This window comes from Streptomyces sp. NPDC018947 (genome assembly GCF_044390505.1).
In the GTDB taxonomy this organism is placed as follows: domain Bacteria; phylum Actinomycetota; class Actinomycetes; order Streptomycetales; family Streptomycetaceae; genus Streptomyces.
The window spans coordinates 256037-273033 of record NZ_JBIRZD010000011.1; the positions used below are offsets into that span (position 1 = coordinate 256037).

Annotated in this window: 11 protein-coding genes; 7 read left to right on the forward strand and 4 right to left on the reverse strand. The window is 73.9% G+C overall.

Annotated features, from left to right (window positions below):
- Nucleotides 1–30: 30 nt before the first annotated feature.
- Complete coding sequence (gene pcrA / locus ACH499_RS22305) at nucleotides 31–2517, forward strand: DNA helicase PcrA (RefSeq protein ID WP_399017777.1); 2487 nt, start codon at nucleotides 31–33, stop codon at nucleotides 2515–2517.
- Nucleotides 2518–2575: 58 nt separating this feature from the next.
- On the opposite strand, the gene ACH499_RS22310 is transcribed toward pcrA, so the two are convergent.
- Together ACH499_RS22310 and ACH499_RS22315 are read right to left on the reverse strand one after the other, a co-directional pair.
- Nucleotides 2576–4207: a M23 family metallopeptidase gene (locus ACH499_RS22310; RefSeq protein WP_399017779.1), complete on the reverse strand. Its 1632-nt coding sequence runs from the start codon at nucleotides 4205–4207 to the stop codon at nucleotides 2576–2578.
- Nucleotides 4208–4458: 251 nt separating this feature from the next.
- Nucleotides 4459–5448, reverse strand: coding sequence for an esterase/lipase family protein (locus ACH499_RS22315; protein WP_399017781.1), 990 nt, complete (start codon nucleotides 5446–5448; stop codon nucleotides 4459–4461).
- Nucleotides 5449–5872: 424 nt separating this feature from the next.
- On the opposite strand from ACH499_RS22315, the gene ACH499_RS22320 reads away from it, so the two are divergent.
- A complete protein-coding gene (locus tag ACH499_RS22320; protein WP_356197924.1) occupies nucleotides 5873–6289 on the forward strand; it encodes a cobalamin B12-binding domain-containing protein in 417 nt (138 codons plus the stop codon).
- A gap of 150 nt (nucleotides 6290–6439) precedes the next feature.
- On the opposite strand, the gene ACH499_RS22325 is transcribed toward ACH499_RS22320, so the two are convergent.
- Complete coding sequence (locus ACH499_RS22325) at nucleotides 6440–8104, reverse strand: DUF5691 domain-containing protein (protein ID WP_399017783.1); 1665 nt, start codon at nucleotides 8102–8104, stop codon at nucleotides 6440–6442.
- 23 nt (nucleotides 8105–8127) lie between these two features.
- Nucleotides 8128–9489 carry an SWIM zinc finger family protein gene (locus ACH499_RS22330; protein WP_399017785.1) on the reverse strand — a complete coding sequence of 454 codons (1362 nt, stop codon included), beginning with the start codon at nucleotides 9487–9489 and terminating at the stop codon, nucleotides 8128–8130.
- A gap of 131 nt (nucleotides 9490–9620) precedes the next feature.
- Here ACH499_RS22330 and ACH499_RS22335 point away from each other — a divergent pair, with 131 nt between their 5' ends.
- The 5 genes from ACH499_RS22335 (at nucleotide 9621) to sucD (ending at nucleotide 16857) form a co-directional block, all read left to right on the forward strand.
- Nucleotides 9621–10760, forward strand: a complete 1140-nt coding sequence (locus tag ACH499_RS22335) for an AAA family ATPase (RefSeq protein WP_356197933.1) — start codon at nucleotides 9621–9623, stop codon at nucleotides 10758–10760.
- Between the two features lie 115 nt (nucleotides 10761–10875).
- Nucleotides 10876–13233 (forward strand): DUF5682 family protein, encoded by a 2358-nt coding sequence (locus ACH499_RS22340; RefSeq protein ID WP_399017788.1) that lies wholly within the window; start codon nucleotides 10876–10878, stop codon nucleotides 13231–13233.
- Nucleotides 13230–14399 (forward strand): VWA domain-containing protein, encoded by a 1170-nt coding sequence (locus ACH499_RS22345; RefSeq protein ID WP_356197939.1) that lies wholly within the window; start codon nucleotides 13230–13232, stop codon nucleotides 14397–14399. Before ACH499_RS22340 ends, ACH499_RS22345 begins: the two co-directional genes overlap by 4 nt.
- Before the next feature lie 363 nt (nucleotides 14400–14762).
- Complete coding sequence (sucC, locus tag ACH499_RS22350; RefSeq protein WP_356197942.1) at nucleotides 14763–15944, forward strand: ADP-forming succinate--CoA ligase subunit beta; 1182 nt, start codon at nucleotides 14763–14765, stop codon at nucleotides 15942–15944.
- A gap of 28 nt (nucleotides 15945–15972) precedes the next feature.
- The gene (gene sucD, locus ACH499_RS22355; RefSeq protein ID WP_356197944.1) at nucleotides 15973–16857 is read left to right on the forward strand and encodes a succinate--CoA ligase subunit alpha; all 885 of its coding nucleotides are present in this window, start codon (nucleotides 15973–15975) and stop codon (nucleotides 16855–16857) included.
- Nucleotides 16858–16997 lie beyond the last annotated feature (140 nt).

Genomic DNA, 16997 nt, shown 5'->3' on the forward strand with positions numbered 1-16997 from the left:
GTCGGTGGGGCGCCCTAGACTCGGAGAGCGATGAGCAGCCTCTTTGACGAAAGCTTCCTGGCGAGCCTCCAGACCCCGCGCGGTCACGAGGAGGAGCCCCCGCCGCCGCCCGAGGACGATCACCCCGCGGAGCCGGTTCCCCACGATCTGTTCGGCGGGCGGTTCGACATGCCGCCGGACCGGGACACCCACTACCGGGACGGAGCCCCGCGCCCGGCCCTGGACCCCGCCGCGCTCCTGGAGGGGCTCAACGACAACCAGCGCGCCGCCGTCGTCCACTCCGGCTCCCCGCTGCTCATCGTGGCCGGTGCCGGCTCCGGCAAGACCCGCGTGCTCACCCACCGCATCGCCCACCTGCTGGGGGCGCGGAACGTCCACCCGGGCCAGATCCTCGCGATCACCTTCACCAACAAGGCCGCGGGCGAGATGAAGGAGCGCGTCGAGCAGCTCGTCGGCCCGCGCGCCAACGCCATGTGGGTCATGACGTTCCACAGCGCGTGCGTGCGCATCCTGCGCCGCGAGTCGAAGAAGCTGGGCTTCACCTCGTCGTTCTCGATCTACGACGCCGCCGACTCCAAGCGCCTGATGGCCCTGGTCTGCCGCGACCTCGACCTGGACCCCAAGCGCTTCCCGCCCAAGTCCTTCAGCGCGAAGATCAGCAACCTGAAGAACGAGCTGATCGACGAGGAGGACTTCGCCGCGCAGGCCGCCGACGGTTTCGAGAAGACCCTCGCCCAGGCGTACGCGCTCTACCAGTCGCGGCTGCGCGAGGCCAACGCCCTCGACTTCGACGACCTGATCATGACGACGGTCCATCTGCTCCGCGCCTTCCCGGACGTCGCCGAGCACTACCGCCGCCGCTTCCGGCACGTCCTGGTCGACGAGTACCAGGACACCAACCACGCCCAGTACGCCCTGGTGCGCGAGCTGGTCGGCACCACCGAACACCCCGTCGACGTGCCGCCCGAGGCCGAGGTCCCGCCCGCCGAGCTGTGCGTGGTGGGCGACGCCGACCAGTCGATCTACGCCTTCCGCGGCGCCACCATCCGCAACATCCTCCAGTTCGAGGAGGACTACCCGGACGCGACGACGATCCTCCTGGAGCAGAACTACCGCTCCACCCAGACGATCCTCAGCGCCGCCAACGCGGTCATCGAGCGCAACGAGTCCCGCCGCCCGAAGAACCTGTGGACCAACCAGGGCGCCGGAGCGCGGATCACGGGCTACGTGGCCGACACCGAGCACGACGAGGCGCAGTTCGTCGCCGACGAGATAGACCGCCTCACCGACGAGGGCGCGGCCAGGGCCGGAGACGTCGCCGTCTTCTACCGCACCAACGCCCAGTCCCGTGTCTTCGAGGAGGTCTTCATCCGCGTCGGCCTGCCCTACAAGGTCGTCGGCGGCGTCCGCTTCTACGAGCGCAAGGAGGTCCGGGACGTCCTGGCCTACCTGCGCGTCCTGGCGAACCCCGAGGACTCGGTGCCGCTGCGCCGCATCCTCAACGTCCCCAAGCGCGGCATCGGCGACCGCGCCGAGGCGATGATCGACGCGCTCGCCCAACGGGAGAAGATCAGCTTCCCGCAGGCGCTGCGCCGGGTGGACGAGGCGTACGGCATGGCCGCGCGCTCCGCGAACGCCGTGAAGCGGTTCAACGCGCTCATGGAGGACCTGCGCACGATCGTGGAGTCCGGCGCCGGACCGGCGACCGTGCTGGAGGCCATCCTCGAACGCACCGGCTACCTCGCCGAGTTGCAGTCCTCCACCGACCCGCAGGACGAGACCCGCATCGAGAACCTCCAGGAACTCGCCGCCGTCGCCCTGGAGTTCGAGCAGGAGCGGGCCGAGAGCGAGGGAGAGGGCGCCGGAACCCTGGCCGACTTCCTGGAGCGGGTCGCGCTCGTCGCCGACTCGGACCAGATCCCGGACGAGGAGGACGGCGACGGGGTCGTCACCCTGATGACCCTGCACACCGCCAAGGGCCTGGAGTTCCCGGTCGTCTTCCTCACCGGCATGGAGGACGGCGTCTTCCCGCACATGCGCGCCCTCGGGCAGACCAAGGAGCTGGAGGAGGAGCGGCGCCTTGCCTACGTCGGCATCACCCGCGCCCGCGAGCGGCTCTACCTGACCCGCTCCACGCTGCGCAGCGCCTGGGGCCAGCCGTCGTACAACCCGCCCTCGCGCTTCCTGGAGGAGATCCCGGCGCCCCACCTGGAGTGGAAGCGCACCGGGGCGAGCGGCCCCGCGTCCTCCACGCCGGTGTCGGGAGTGGCGGCCTCGCTGTCCTCGTCCCGCTCGCGTTCCTCGGCGTCGGGCGCGTCCGGCTTCGCCACCCGCAGGACGGCCGAGAAGCCGGCGGTGTCGCTCGCCGTCGGGGACCGTGTCACGCACGACCAGTTCGGGCTCGGCACGGTCGTCGGGGTCAAGGGCACGGGAGGCAACGCCGAGGCGACGATCGACTTCGGGGACACCAAGCCGAAGCGCCTGCTGCTGCGGTACGCGCCGGTCGAGAAGCTCTGAGAGAACGGGGTGAGGGCGCCGGCTCGGGCCGCGCCCTCATCGCCGGAAGGTCAGGGCGTCACACCGGGTTGAGACCGTGGCTGCGCAGCCACGAGAGCGGGTCGATCGCCGAGCCGCCGGAGGGCCGCACCTCGAAGTGCAGGTGCGGACCGGTCGAGTTGCCCGAGTTGCCGGAGAACGCGATCGCGTCCCCGGCCTTGACCTTCGTACCCGAGGGAACCTGGTAACTGGAGAGGTGGCAGTACCACGTCTCCGTGCCGTCCTTCGCGGTCACGATCATCATGTTCCCGTACGCGGTGTCGTACTGCGTCCGCACTGTGCCGTCGGTCGCGGCCATCACCGTCGTGCCGTACGACACGGGGAAGTCGATGCCGGTGTGCGCGGACATCCAGTTGATGCCGGCCTGGCCGTAGTAGGCACTGAGCCCGTGCTGCGCGACCGGGAGCGCGAACTTGGGGCGCAGCCGCTCCTTGCGGGCCGCCTCCTCCGCCGCCCTCCTCTTCTCCGCCGCCTGCTCGGCCTTGAGGTCGATGCGCTCCTGGGTGCGGCTGGCCCGGTCGGCGAAGTCGTCGGCCCCGGCGGACAGGCTCGCGAGCTGGGTGTCCAGCTTGTTGTTGGCGGTGGACGGCTTCACCGGGGCGGCGTCGGCCGCGTCGGCCGCCGACGCGGTGGTCTCCTTGCCGTCCTCACCGCTCAGGCCGCCGACGGAGGCCGCGGCGATGCCGGCGACGCTCATCACGCAGGCCGAGGGGACGGCGATGGTCATCAGCGCCGAGCGCCTGGCCGGCTGCCGGCGGCGGGAACGCCCCGCGCTCCGGGAGGCGGTGCGCGCGGCGGGGATCCGGGCGGCGGCCGGGGCGACCTCCTCCTGGTCCTCGAGGAGAGCGGTCACGGTGGGCAGTTCGCCGGTGGCGGCCAACCCGTCCTCGCGCGGGGCCGGTTCCCCGGCGGCGGCCGGCGTCGCGGTCTCGGGGGCGGTGTCCTGGGCCGCGCCGTCCGAGTTCCACTCCGTGGCGTCGTAGGCGCCGGAGTCGAAGACGCTCGTGCCGAAGGCGCCGGTGTCCAGGCTGCCCGTGTCGGCCGTGCCGGTGCTCGGTGTTCCGGTGCTCAGCGTGCCGGTGCCGAAGGCCACCGCCTCGAAGGTGTCCGTGGCGAAGGTCTGCGTGCCCCAGTCCCACTGCTGGGTCTGCCCGGCGGTGTTCTCCGGCCGGCCGGCCCGGTCCCAGGCGCCCGTGTCCCACTGGCCCGTCGACTCGGCGCCCGTGTCCTGCGACGGCAGGGTGACGGGCTGCTGGTAGCCGGCCGTCCACGCGGTCGTGTCGTAGGCACCGGTGTCGTAGGCGGCGTGGTGCTGGGCCGCGTACGGGTCGTGGCCCGGCGTCTGGTGGCTGCCGGTGGACCACTGGGCGGCGTCGTACGAGCCCGTGGTGTCGTAGGCGCCCGTCGTGTCGTACGACCCCGTGTCGTAGCCGCCGGTGGCCTGGTCCGGGAATCCCCCGAACAGCGGGTCGGCGGTGAAGGTCGTGGTGGGGTGCGCGCCGGTCGCAAAACCGGTGGCGTCATAGGCGCCGTACGTGGTGAAGTCGCCGTACTGGGCTTCACCGGTGCCGTACGGCGCGTAGTGCGCCGGGTCGGCGTCGGAAGCCGAGGCCGGGGCGGTCATGTCCCCCGACGGGTGACGGTTGTTCACCAACTTCTCTTTCGCCTCGACAACAGGGCTGCCAGAGCAGTGCGGCGACTGTACCCGTCGGTATGCGGGCGCGACAATCTTCCGCAGGTTTCGTCCCCACAGGAAACGGGCAATCGGCCGTGTTTTGGGGGCGGGCGCACGCGACCTTGGCTTTGTGTTCGACGTCTGTTCGACGCCGACCGGGGTGGACCGGGCGGTCGACGCCCTGATCACCGCCCGCGCGGTCGCCCGCCGGGGCGGGAAGCCCGGTCTCAGGCGACGGTCAGTCCGCCGCCGTGACCGCCGGCCGCCGCGTCCGTCGTGGGGCCGGGCGTGTCGAGCGCCTCCCGGATCCCGTTGGCAACGGCGGGGTGCACGGGCAGGGCGAGGTGGCCGATGCCGGTCACCCGTATGTTCCGTACGGCCAGGTCGGGGTGGTCGAGGCAGGCCGTCTCCAGCGGGTCCATCACCCGGTCCAGGTCGCTCCAGAAGCTGACGAAACGGGTGCGGCAGCCGGGCGCCGGGCGGGCCAGCTCCTCGATCACCGCCGAGCCGGGGCGCATCTGGCGCACGATCGGGTGCGCGTTGGCCAGCGGCACGACCCGGGTGCCCGCGTGCGGCGTGCCGAGCGTCACCAGGGTCCGCACGCGCCGGTCGCCGCCGAGCCGCTGGACGTAGTACCGGGCGATCAGTCCGCCGAGGCTGTGCCCGACCACGTCGACGCGGTCACTGCCCGTGCGTTCGCAGATCTCCTCGATGTGCCGGCCGAGCAACTCGGCGGCGCAGCGGATGTCGCAGGTCAGCGGGGAGTAGTTCAGCGACTCGACCTGCTGCCTGCCGTGCTGGGCCAGACTGCGGCGCAGGAGGAGGAAGACGGAGCGGTTGTCGATGAAGCCGTGCAGCAGGACGACCGGGGGGCTCGCGGGGGCCGGGAGCTGGGCGGCCGGCGCGGGGGGCTCCGGGGTCGTGCGGACGGGGGTGGCCGCGCGGAAGGTGTCGGGAGCAGTGCGGCGCTCCGGGGTGATGCCGTAGGGGTAGAGCAGGAGGTGTCCGGCGAGGATCGCGGCCTCCAGGGCCGTCGCCTTCAGGAGGGTCAGGGACAGTCCCGTCACTCTCCCGGGGAGGGCCGCCATCCCCGGGAGGCCGGGCAGGCCCGGCAGGGTCAGGGTCGGCAGAGCCGGGAGGGCCGGGAAGGCCGGGAGCGTGGGCAGGAGACGCTGGCAGAGCGGAAGAAGAGACAGTGCCGCCGTCGTGACCTTCATGGGCCGACCTCCTGTCGCACGCGGAGGGACGCCTCTGTCCCCCGGGTGCCCTCGTGGAGAGCCGTGACACCAGTGAATGGTGGTGTTCGCGAGTTGTGCGTAATCAAGTGTGCCAGGTGAGCGGGTGTGGTGCCCTGTGATGCCGTCGGATACGGCTACGAGGCCCGCTGCCCCGCCCCTTCCGCCTCGCCGTGGCTCTCCGTGCGCGTGTGGCCGCCGCGGACCTTGTGACGGTGCGCGGCGAAGATGTCCCACCGTGTGATTTCCCCCTCTGTATTCGCCGGGAAACTGCCGGTTGCGGGATGCTGGCGATAACGTTCGTTCACTTCCCCGGACGGCGTGGTACGGGGTGTCTGTACCGCGGAGGCGTGCACGTGGCGCACTTCGTGCGGAATATGGATGTAGTCGCTTCATGGAGGCAGTGATGGGTGTGGCAGCCGGTCCGATCCGCGTGGTGGTGGCCAAGCCGGGGCTCGACGGCCACGATCGCGGGGCCAAGGTGATCGCGCGGGCCCTGCGCGACGCCGGTATGGAGGTGATCTACACCGGGCTGCACCAGACGCCCGAGCAGATCGTGGACACCGCGATCCAGGAGGACGCCGACGCGATCGGGCTGTCCATCCTCTCCGGGGCCCACAACACGCTCTTCGCGGCCGTGATCGACCTGCTCGAGGAGCGGGACGCGGCGGACATCCTCGTCTTCGGCGGCGGGATCATCCCGGAGGCGGACATCGCCCCGCTGAAGGAGAAGGGCGTCGCGGAGATCTTCACCCCCGGCGCGACGACGGCGTCCATCGTGGACTGGGTGCGCGCGAACGTGCGCGAACCGGCGGGGGCGTAAGGGCTCGGCCTCCCTCCGCTCGCTCACGGCGGGCGGCGGTGAGGCGCGGGGGCGGTGCGCGGCGGGGCCTTTCGGGGCTCGGCCCCGGGGCCGCCCCTCACGCGTTTCCGGCGGCGGTGGGACGAGGGGCGGTGAGGTGAGCGGTGAGCCTCACCCCGCCTCACCGCCTCCGGCGTCACCGCCGGGTGCCTGGCAGGGCATCCCCAGCTCCTCCGCCATCGCCGCCCGCAACCGCAGGGTCGTGACCAGCCGCTGGAACGCCTCCGCCCAGTAGCCGCCGGCCCCCGGCGACGCGTCCTCCGGTTCGTCCGGCACCGCCAGCAGCCCGTCCAGCCGGCCCGCCTCCGAGGGGTCGAGGCAGCGTTCGGCCAGGCCCATGACGCCGCTGAAACTCCACGGGTAACTCCCCGCGTCCCGCGCGATGTTGAGCGCGTCGACCACCGCGCGACCGAGCGCCGGCGCCCACGGCACCCCGCACATTCCGAGCAACTGGAACGCCTCGGACAGGCCGTGCGTCGAGATGAACCCGGCGACCCACTCGGCCCGTTCACCGGCGCCGAGCGTGCCGAGCAGCTTGGCCCGCTCCGCGAGGGACACCGCCCCGGGGCCGCCCGCCTCGGGTGCCGTGGGCGGGCCCAGCAGCGCACGCGCCCACGCGGCGTCGCGCTGCCGTACCGCCGCCCGGCACCACGCGGCGTGCAGGTCGCCCTGCCAGTCGTCCGCCACCGGCAGGGCCGCGATCTCCTCCGGCGTGCGCCCGCCGAGCCGGGCCGGCCAGGCGCCGAGCGGCGCCGCCTCCACCAACTGTCCCAGCCACCAGGACCGTTCGCCCCGGCCCGTGGGCGGCTTGGCCACGATGCCGTCCCGTTCCATGGCCGCGTCGCACTCGTGCGGCGCCTCCACGGTGATCTGCGGCGGATCCTGCGAGCGGTCCAGGGCCACGCAGGTCAGGGCGCGTGCCGCCATCCGCCCGGCCAGCGCCGACCCCGGCAGCGCCGACAGCAGCTCCGCCGCCGTCGCACGGACGTTGCGGCTGCGGTCGGCCAGCGCCTGCTCCAGGAACGGCTCGTCCGCCGGCTCCAGGCCCGTGCGCAGCGAGTCGAGGAACATCAACCGGTCCTCGGCCCGCTCCGTCGCCCAGGTCGAGGCGAGCAGCGCGCGGGCCGCAGCCGGGTCGCGGGCACGCAGCGACGCCAGCAGGGCGACGCGTTCGGCGAACAGGCCGTCCGCCCACAACTCCCGCACCCGGTCCGTGTCCTCGGGGCCGGGCAGCCCGGCGCCGCTGCCCGGCGTCGCCCGCAGCGCGAACCGCCAGTCCGGGTTCAGCCGGGCCAGCCACAGCGCCCGCGGTCCCGCGAAGACCAGCGCCGCCGGGCGCAGATCCGTCCGCCCGCGGGCCGCGTCCAGCAGGGCCGGAAGAGCCTCGGGCGGTGCGGCGAAGCCACGGGCGTTGGCCGACGCCAGCCACTGCGGCAGCAGCTCCATCAGGTCCGGTGCCGTGCCCCGGCGTCCCCCGCCCGCCGCGCCGGGACGGTCGGTGAGCAGCGTCATCAGCCGGCGTGCCGCCGCGGCCGGCAGCGGAGGGCGGTCGTCGCCCGGCGCGGGCTCCGGACGGCGGGCCGCCCGGGCCGGGAGGAGACCGGCTCGTCTGCGGACGGTCTCCACGGCGGCGGCGTCCAGCAGGGCGGCCGGTGCGCCCGGGCCCGGCTCGCAGCCCGGGGGAGTACGCCGCTCCGTACCGAGCAGCGCCGAGGTGACGAGTTCCTCCCACACCTCGTGGGCGGGCGCGTCCGAGGGAGCGGGCGTCCTGGTCATGCGGTTCCCTTCCGTGGAGTGGGTCAGCACAGCGGCACCGCCGGTCCCGGTCCGCTCGGCCATGCCGTCAGCGGGGTGAAGCCCCGGTGGCCGCATTCGCCGAAGACCGTGACCGGCGCGCCGCCCGCCAGGGCGACCAGGCGCCACAGCCCCGGGCGCCCGTGCGCGGCCGGGGCGAGCGGCAGCGCCGAGTCCGCGTCGGCGTCCGCGAGCTGCCAGGAGTCGCCGTCCGGTACCGGCACGACCCGTTCCAGGGTCACCGGGACCGACTCCAGCCACGGATCGTCGCGGAGGGCCTCGCCGTACCGCACGGCGGCCCCGGACGTCGTCACGCCCGGGGGGCGCACACCGGTGGGCGCGGGCGGCGCGAACCGCTTGCCGAGGGCCACCCGCCGCCGGCCCGTCTCCGCACCCGGGTAGGCGGACACCTCGGCCTCCACCGTCAGGCCCACCGGCAGCGCCGGCTCGGGCGCCCGGCCGCCGGCACCGTAGGAGAGGACCAGCACGGTGCGGTCCGACTCGGCCCCGTACAGCCAGAGGCGCCGGGTCGTCAGCCGCGCGTCCGCCGTGTCGTACTGGGCGAGGACCAGCCAGCGGTCCCGCACCGGCGGCCCGTCCGGCGCCGCCGGCAGACCGACGCGCGAGCGGACCGTCGCCGCCAGCGGATCCGGCAGCCGCTCGCGGCGCAGCCAGCCCCGGTCCAGGAGGTGGAGCAGCGCGCACTCCTCCAGCAGCCGGACCGGCCAGCCCGGACCCGACGACGGCACCGCCCCCAACTCCCGTGCGCGCGCCGCCAGTCCGGGCGCCTGGGCGTCGACCATGCGGGCCGCCGTCTCCTCCCACAGCCCGTACCCCGCCTGCTCCGCACCGGCCAGACCGTCCCTGAGCAGGTCCCCCAGCCGCTGCTCCAGCTCCGTCACACCCGCCGTGATCCGCTCGGCCCGCCGCTCCGCCCGGCGCCGCGCCGCCGGATCACCCGCCCCGGACACCGAACCGGAAGAGGCCCCCGCCCCCGCCTCCGTCCCCCGCGCCCGCTTGCGTCTGCCGCTGATCCACTCCTGCGCCCAGACCGGCGCCTCCCCCCTCGGCACCGCGCTCACGTCGCCCGCCCGGAGCAGCAGCCCGAGCGCGTGCGCGCACGGGAGCTTCCGGCTCGGACAACTGCACCCGTACGCCGGCCCGGACGCGTCCGCCACGTCCACGACCGTCCGGTACGGCGTGCCCGCGCCGCCCCCGCACAGCCCCCACACCGCACCGTCGTCCGAGCTCCCCGTCCCGGACCAGCACCCGGCCGTGCCGAGTTCGCTCCCCGCTTTGCGCGACGCGGCGTCAGGTGCCAGTGCCAGCACCTGGTCCGCCGTCCAGCGCACCCCCTGCTGAGTCATGTCACCGAAGGTAGGCCCTGCCACTGACAATCGGCCCTGCGAGCGCGTTCGTGCAGGTCAGAGCGATTGTCAGTGGTGTGGTGCACCGTTGTTGCCAGACCGAACCGGCCGAGCTGGAGGGGGACCGAGCCATGCCTGTGTCCGTAGATCCGACGTCCGCCGATCCGACCCGGGACGGGTCCGCGTCCGCGCCCCGGGCGTTGCGTCCGCACGCCGAGCACGCCTTCGCGGCCGAACTCGACGCCCTCGCCGCCCAGGACGACCGCCCGCGTCCCGCCCGCTGGAAGCTGTCGCCGTGGGCCGTCGCCACGTACCTGCTCGGCGGCACCCTGCCCGACGGCACGGTGATCACCCCGAAGTACGTGGGGCCCCGCCGCATCGTCGAGGTCGCCGTCACCACCCTCGCCACCGACCGCGCCCTGCTCCTGCTCGGCGTGCCGGGGACGGCCAAGACCTGGGTGTCCGAGCATCTGGCCGCCGCGGTCAGCGGGGACTCCACCCTCCTGGTGCAGGGCACCGCCGGCACCCCCGAGGAGGCGATCCGCTACGGCTGGAACTACGCCCGGCTGCTCGCCCACGGCCCCAGCCGCGACGCCCTCGTGCCGAGCCCGGTCATGCGGGCCATGGCGGAGGGCCTGACGGCCCGCGTGGAGGAGCTGACCCGCATCCCGGCGGACGTGCAGGACACGCTCATCACGATCCTGTCGGAGAAGACCCTGCCGATACCGGAGCTGGGCCAGGAGGTGCAGGCGGTCCGCGGCTTCAACCTGATCGCCACCGCCAACGACCGCGACCGGGGCGTCAACGAGCTGTCCAGCGCCCTGCGCCGCCGCTTCAACACGGTGGTGCTGCCGCTGCCGGAGAGCACCGAGGCGGAGGTCGGCATCGTCACGCGCCGCGTCGACCAGATCGGCCGCTCCCTCGACCTGCCGGCGGTGCCCGACGGCATCGACGAGATCCGCCGGGTCGTCACCGTCTTCCGCGAGCTGCGCGACGGGGTGACGGCCGACGGGCGCACGAAGCTGAAGTCGCCCAGCGGCACCCTGTCCACGGCCGAGGCCATCTCGGTGGTCACCGGCGGACTCGCGCTGGCCGCGCACTTCGGCGACGGGGTACTGCGCTCCGGGGACGTCGCCGCGGGCATCCTCGGCGCCGTCGTCCGCGACCCGGCGGCCGACCGCGTCGTCTGGCAGGAGTACCTGGAGACCGTCGTCCGCGAACGCGACGGCTGGCAGGACTTCTACCGGGCCTGCCGGGAGGTGAGCGCGTGAACGCGACACCGGCGCTTCCCGCGGCCGTCTGCCCGCTCCTCGCGGTCACCGGCCCGGCGGGGGACGACGACCAGGACTCCACCTGGTCCCGGAGGCGAAGGCGAAGGGGGACGGTGTGACGGGAGCCGACCGGCCCGGGGGCGGGACGCGGGCGCCCGGGGGAGAGCCGCTGCTGCTCGGCGTGCGCCACCACGGGCCGGGTTCGGCGCGGGCGGTGCGGGCCGCGCTGGAGGCGGCCCGGCCGGGCACCGTCCTGATCGAGGGCCCGCCCGAGGCCGACGCCCTGATCCCGCTGGCGGCCGACGAGGACATGCGGCCGCCGGTCGCCCTGCTCGCCCACGCCGTGGACGAACCCGGCCGCTCGGCGTTCTGGCCGTTCGCCGAGTTCTCCCCGGAGTGGGTCGCCGTCCGCTGGGCGCTGGAGCACGGCGTACCGGCCCGTTTCATCGACCTCCCGGCCACCCACACCCTCGTGTGGGAGGCCCGAGGGGACGAGGCGCCGGACGCCGGGGAGGGGTCCGGCCCGGACGCCGGGCCCGGCGACGTGCGGAGCGATCCGCTGGCCGCCCTCGCCCGGGCCGCCGGGCACGACGACCCGGAACGCTGGTGGGAGGACGTCGTCGAGCACCGGGGCACCGCCGGCGGGGACCCGCTCGCGCCGTTCACCGCGCTGGAGGAGGCCATGGGGGCGCTGCGCGAGACCGAGGACGGCGACGAGTCCGGACGGGACCTGGTCCGGGAGGCGTACATGCGGCTCCAGGTGCGGGCCGCGCGGCGCGAGTACGCCGCGGGCGTGGCCGTGGTGTGCGGGGCCTGGCACGTGCCCGCGCTGCGCCGCAGGACCACCGTCGCGGCCGACCGGGCGCTGCTGAAGGGGCTGCCCAAGGTCAAGGCGGACATGACCTGGGTGCCGTGGACCCACCGCAGGCTGTCCCGCGCGAGCGGATACGGGGCGGGCGTCGAGGCGCCCGGCTGGTACGGCCATCTGTTCGGCGCCCCCGACCGGCCGGTCGAACGCTGGCTGACCAAGGTGGCCGGCCTGCTGCGGGAGGAGGACCGGCAGGTCTCCCCGGCGCACGTCATCGAGGCGGTCCGGCTGGCGGAGACTCTCGCGGCGCTGCGCGGCCGTCCGCTGCCCGGGCTGAGCGAGACGACGGACGCCGTACGCGCGGTGATGTGCGAGGGCTCGGACGTACCGCTGGCCCTCGTGCGGGACCGGCTGGTCGTCGGGGACGTCCTCGGCGAGGTCCCGGCGGGCGCGCCCGCGGTGCCGTTGCAGCGCGACCTGGCCCGGCTCCAGCGGCGACTGCGGCTGAGGCCGGAGGCGGCCGGGCGGGAGCTGGAACTCGACCTGCGCAAGGAGACGGACGCGGAGCGCAGCACGCTGCTGCACCGGCTGCGGCTGCTCGGCGTCGGCTGGGGCGAGCCGGCCGCCTCCCGGGGCAGCACGGGCACGTTCCGGGAGACGTGGCGGCTCAGGTGGGAGCCGGAGCTGGCCGTGCGGGTCGCCGAGGCCGGGGTGTGGGGCACGACCGTGCTCGCCGCCGCGACGGCCAGGGCCGAGGCGGACGCCGTCACCGCGCGCGGCCTCGCCGACGTCACCGCGCTCGCCGAGCGCTGCCTGCAGGCCGGACTGGCGGACGCCCTCCCCGCGGTGATGCGGGTCCTCGCCGACCGCGCGGCCCTGGACACGGACGTCGGCCACCTGGCCCAGGCACTGCCCGCCCTGGTGCGCTCGCTGCGCTACGGCGACGTGCGCGGCACCGACACCGGAGCGCTGGCGGGGGTGGCCGCGGGCCTTGCCGAGCGGATCTTCGTCGGACTCCCCGCGGCCTGCGCCGCGCTGGACGCCGACGCCGCCGAGGAGATGCGGCGCCAGGTGGACGCCGTGCACGGGGCGGTGGGCCTGCTCGGCGACGCGCCCGCGCCGGGCCACGCCGACCTGCGCTCCCGCTGGCGGGCGGTGCTGCGGACCCTGTCCGCGCGGGACATCGTGCCCGGCGTGATCCGGGGCCGTGCCGTGCGGATCCTGCTGGACGACGGCCACCTGGCGGCGGTCGAGGCGGCGCGGCTCATGGGCCTCGTGCTCTCCCCGGGGACGCCCCCGGCGGACGCGGCGGCCTGGATCGAGGGCTTCGTCGGCGGCGGCGTCGGGGGAGGCATGCTGCTCGTCCACGACGAACGGCTGCTCGCCCTGGTCGACGCCTGGCTGACCGGGGTGCCGGTGGAGGCGTTCACCGACGTGCTGCCACTGCTGCGCCGCACCTTCTCCGCCTACGAGCCCGGGGTGCGCCGCACCCTCGGGGAACTGGTGCGGCGCGGCCCCGAAGGGCGCCGCGCCGTGACGGCGGCCGCCGGCCCCCCCGGCTTCGCCGCGGGGATCGACACCGCACGCGCGGACGCGGTGCTGCCGGTGGTCCGGCTCCTTCTGGGCCCGGACGCGGACGACGACCACATGGAGGTGTGCGCATGACGACCGAGCGAACGGACGCGGGGGCGGCGCGGGAGCGGCTGCGGCGCTGGCGCCTCGTGCTCGGCGGCGACCCGGCCGACGGCACCGGGCACGCGCTGTCCGGGCGGGACGCCGCGATGGACGGCACGCTGACCGCGCTCTACGGCCAGGGGGAGAGACAGGGGGCGCGCGGGGAGCGTGCGGCGGGGCTCGGGGCCTCCGCGCCGTCGGTGGCCCGCTGGCTCGGGGACATCCGCACGTACTTCCCCTCCTCCGTCGTCCAGGTCATGCAGCGGGACGCCGTCGACCGGCTCGGGCTCGCCACCCTCCTGCTGGAGCCGGAGCTGCTGGAGGCCGTGGAGGCCGACGTGCACCTCGTCGGCACGCTGCTGTCCCTGAACAAGGCGATGCCGGAGCGGACCAAGGAGACGGCGCGGGCCGTGGTGCGCAAGGTCGTCGAGGACCTGGAGAAGCGGCTCGCCGACCGCACCCGGGCGACCCTGACCGGCGCCCTCGACCGCAGCGCCCGTGTCAGCAGGCCGCGCCACCACGACATCGACTGGAACCGCACCGTCGCGGCCAACCTCAGGCACTACCTGCCCGCGCACCGGACCGTCGTCCCGGAACGGCTCATCGGCTACGGGCGCGCGTCGCGGTCGGTGAGGAAGGAGGTCGTCCTCTGCATCGACCAGTCGGGGTCGATGGCCGCGTCCGTCGTCTACGCCTCCGTCTTCGGCGCGGTGCTGGCGTCCATGCGGTCGATCGCCACCCGGCTGGTCGTCTTCGACACGGCCGTCGCCGACCTCACCGACCGGCTCGACGACCCGGTGGACGTGCTCTTCGGCACGCGGCTCGGCGGCGGCACGGACATCAACCGGGCCCTCGCCCACTGCCAGGAGCGGATCACGCGGCCCGCCGAGACGGTGGTCGTGCTGATCAGCGACCTGTACGAGGGAGGCGTCCGCGACGAGATGCTCAAGCGGGTCGCCGCGATGAAGGCGGCCGGGGTGGCGTTCGTGGCGCTGCTCGCGCTGTCCGACGAGGGCACGCCCGCGTACGACCGGGAGCACGCGGCAGCGCTCGCCGCGCTGGACGTGCCGGCCTTCGCCTGCACGCCGGACCTGTTCCCGGAGGTGATGGCGGCGGCGATCGAGAAGCGGCCGCTGCCGATACCGGACGCCGGCTGACGGCCCCCCGGAGGCGGGCGCGGCCGCATCCCGGAAGAGGTCCTTCCGGGGCGCGTGCGACGGGCCTCGCCGGGCCCGTCAGAGCCGCGCCGGGGCTCCCACCAGGCACGACCCGCCCTCGCACCCGGCACGCCGTGCCAGTGAGGGGGCCCCTGCGCGGCATCATGTGACAGGTATCACCGCTCAGGTGTGACCCGCGATTTAGAGACCCCCCGCAACCGGCGATAACCTGCGAGACGGACATGCCGCGCGCTCGGACACCGTGTGCGCCTCCCTTGTGACACACAGCGGACGTCACGTTGCCCTTCGCGGCACGCCCACGCATCCAACGAACCGCGAGATCACTGATAGGGACGGAAGCGCGTGGACCTGTTCGAGTACCAGGCGAGGGACCTCTTCGCCAAGCACGATGTACCGGTGCTGGCCGGTGAAGTCATCGACACGCCTGAGGCGGCGCGCGAGATCACCGAGCGTCTGGGCGGCAAGTCCGTCGTCAAGGCTCAGGTGAAGGTCGGTGGCCGCGGCAAGGCCGGTGGCGTGAAGCTCGCCGCATCGGCGGACGAGGCCGTCGCCCGCGCGACGGACATCCTCGGCATGGACATCAAGGGCCACACGGTCCACAAGGTGATGATCGCCGAGACCGCCCCGGAGATCGTCGAGGAGTACTACGTCTCCTTCCTCCTCGACCGTGCCAACCGCACGTTCCTCTCCATCGCCTCCGTCGAGGGCGGCATGGAGATCGAGGAGGTGGCCGCCACCCGTCCGGAGGCCGTCGCCAAGACCCCGATCGACGCGATCGACGGCGTGACGCCGGAGAAGGCGCGCGAGATCGTCGAGGCCGCGAAGTTCCCGGCCGAGGTCGCCGACAAGGTCGTCAACGTCCTGGTCAAGCTGTGGGACACCTTCATCAAGGAGGACGCCCTCCTGGTCGAGGTCAACCCGCTGGCCAAGGTCGCCTCCGGCGAGGTCATCGCCCTCGACGGCAAGGTGTCGCTGGACGACAACGCCGAGTTCCGTCACCCCGACTTCGAGGCGCTTCACGACAAGGCCGCGGCCAACCCGCTCGAGGCCGCTGCCAAGGAGAAGAACCTCAACTACGTCAAGCTCGACGGCCAGGTCGGCATCATCGGCAACGGCGCGGGTCTCGTCATGAGCACCCTGGACGTCGTCGCGTACGCCGGTGAGAAGCACGGCAACGTCAAGCCCGCCAACTTCCTGGACATCGGTGGCGGTGCCTCCGCCCAGGTCATGGCGAACGGCCTGGAGATCATCCTCGGCGACCCGGACGTCAAGTCCGTCTTCGTCAACGTCTTCGGCGGCATCACCGCCTGCGACGAGGTCGCCAACGGCATCGTCCAGGCGCTCAAGCTCCTCGAGGACCGCGGCGAGAAGGTCGAGAAGCCCCTCGTCGTCCGCCTCGACGGCAACAACGCCGAGCTGGGCCGCAAGATCCTCACCGACGCCAACCACCCGCTGGTCCAGCGCGTCGACACCATGGACGGCGCGGCCGACAAGGCCGCCGAGCTGGCCCACGCCGCCAAGTAAGCACTCAGGACGAGGACACCAACACACCATGGCTATCTGGCTCAACAAGGACAGCAAGGTCATCGTCCAGGGCATGACCGGCGCCACCGGCATGAAGCACACCAAGCTCATGCTCGGCGACGGCACCAACGTCGTGGGCGGCGTCAACCCGCGCAAGGCGGGTCAGTCCGTGGACTTCGACGGCACCGAGGTACCGGTCTTCGGCACCGTCAAGGAGGCCATCGAGAAGACCGGCGCCAACGTCTCCGTCATCTTCGTGCCGGAGAAGTTCACCAAGGACGCCGTCGTCGAGGCCATCGACGCCGAGATCCCGCTGGCCGTCGTGATCACCGAGGGCATCGCCGTGCACGACTCGGCGGCCTTCTGGGCGTACGCCGGCAAGAAGGGCAACAAGACCCGGATCATCGGCCCGAACTGCCCCGGCATCATCACGCCGGGCCAGTCCAACGTCGGCATCATCCCGGGCGACATCACCAAGCCGGGCCGCATCGGCCTGGTCTCGAAGTCCGGCACGCTGACGTACCAGATGATGTACGAGCTGCGTGACATCGGCTTCTCGACCGCCGTCGGCATCGGTGGCGACCCGATCATCGGCACCACGCACATCGACGCGCTCGCCGCGTTCGAGGCCGACCCCGACACCGACCTGATCGTCATGATCGGCGAGATCGGCGGCGACGCCGAGGAGCGTGCGGCCGACTTCATCAAGGCCAACGTGACCAAGCCGGTCGTCGGCTACGTCGCGGGCTTCACCGCGCCCGAGGGCAAGACCATGGGCCACGCCGGCGCCATCGTCTCCGGTTCGTCCGGCACCGCCCAGGCGAAGAAGGAGGCCCTGGAGGCCGCGGGCGTCAAGGTCGGCAAGACGCCGACCGAGACGGCCAAGCTCGCCCGCGAGATCCTCGCCGGCTGAGCAGCCGCATCACGGCGCGTGGGGGCCCCCCCCCCCCCCCCCGGGGGGGGGCCCCCCCCGGGGGGGGGGGCCCCCCGGGGGGGGGCGGGGCGGCCCCCCCCGCCCCCCCCCCGCCGCGCCCGCGGGGCCCCGGCCCGCCG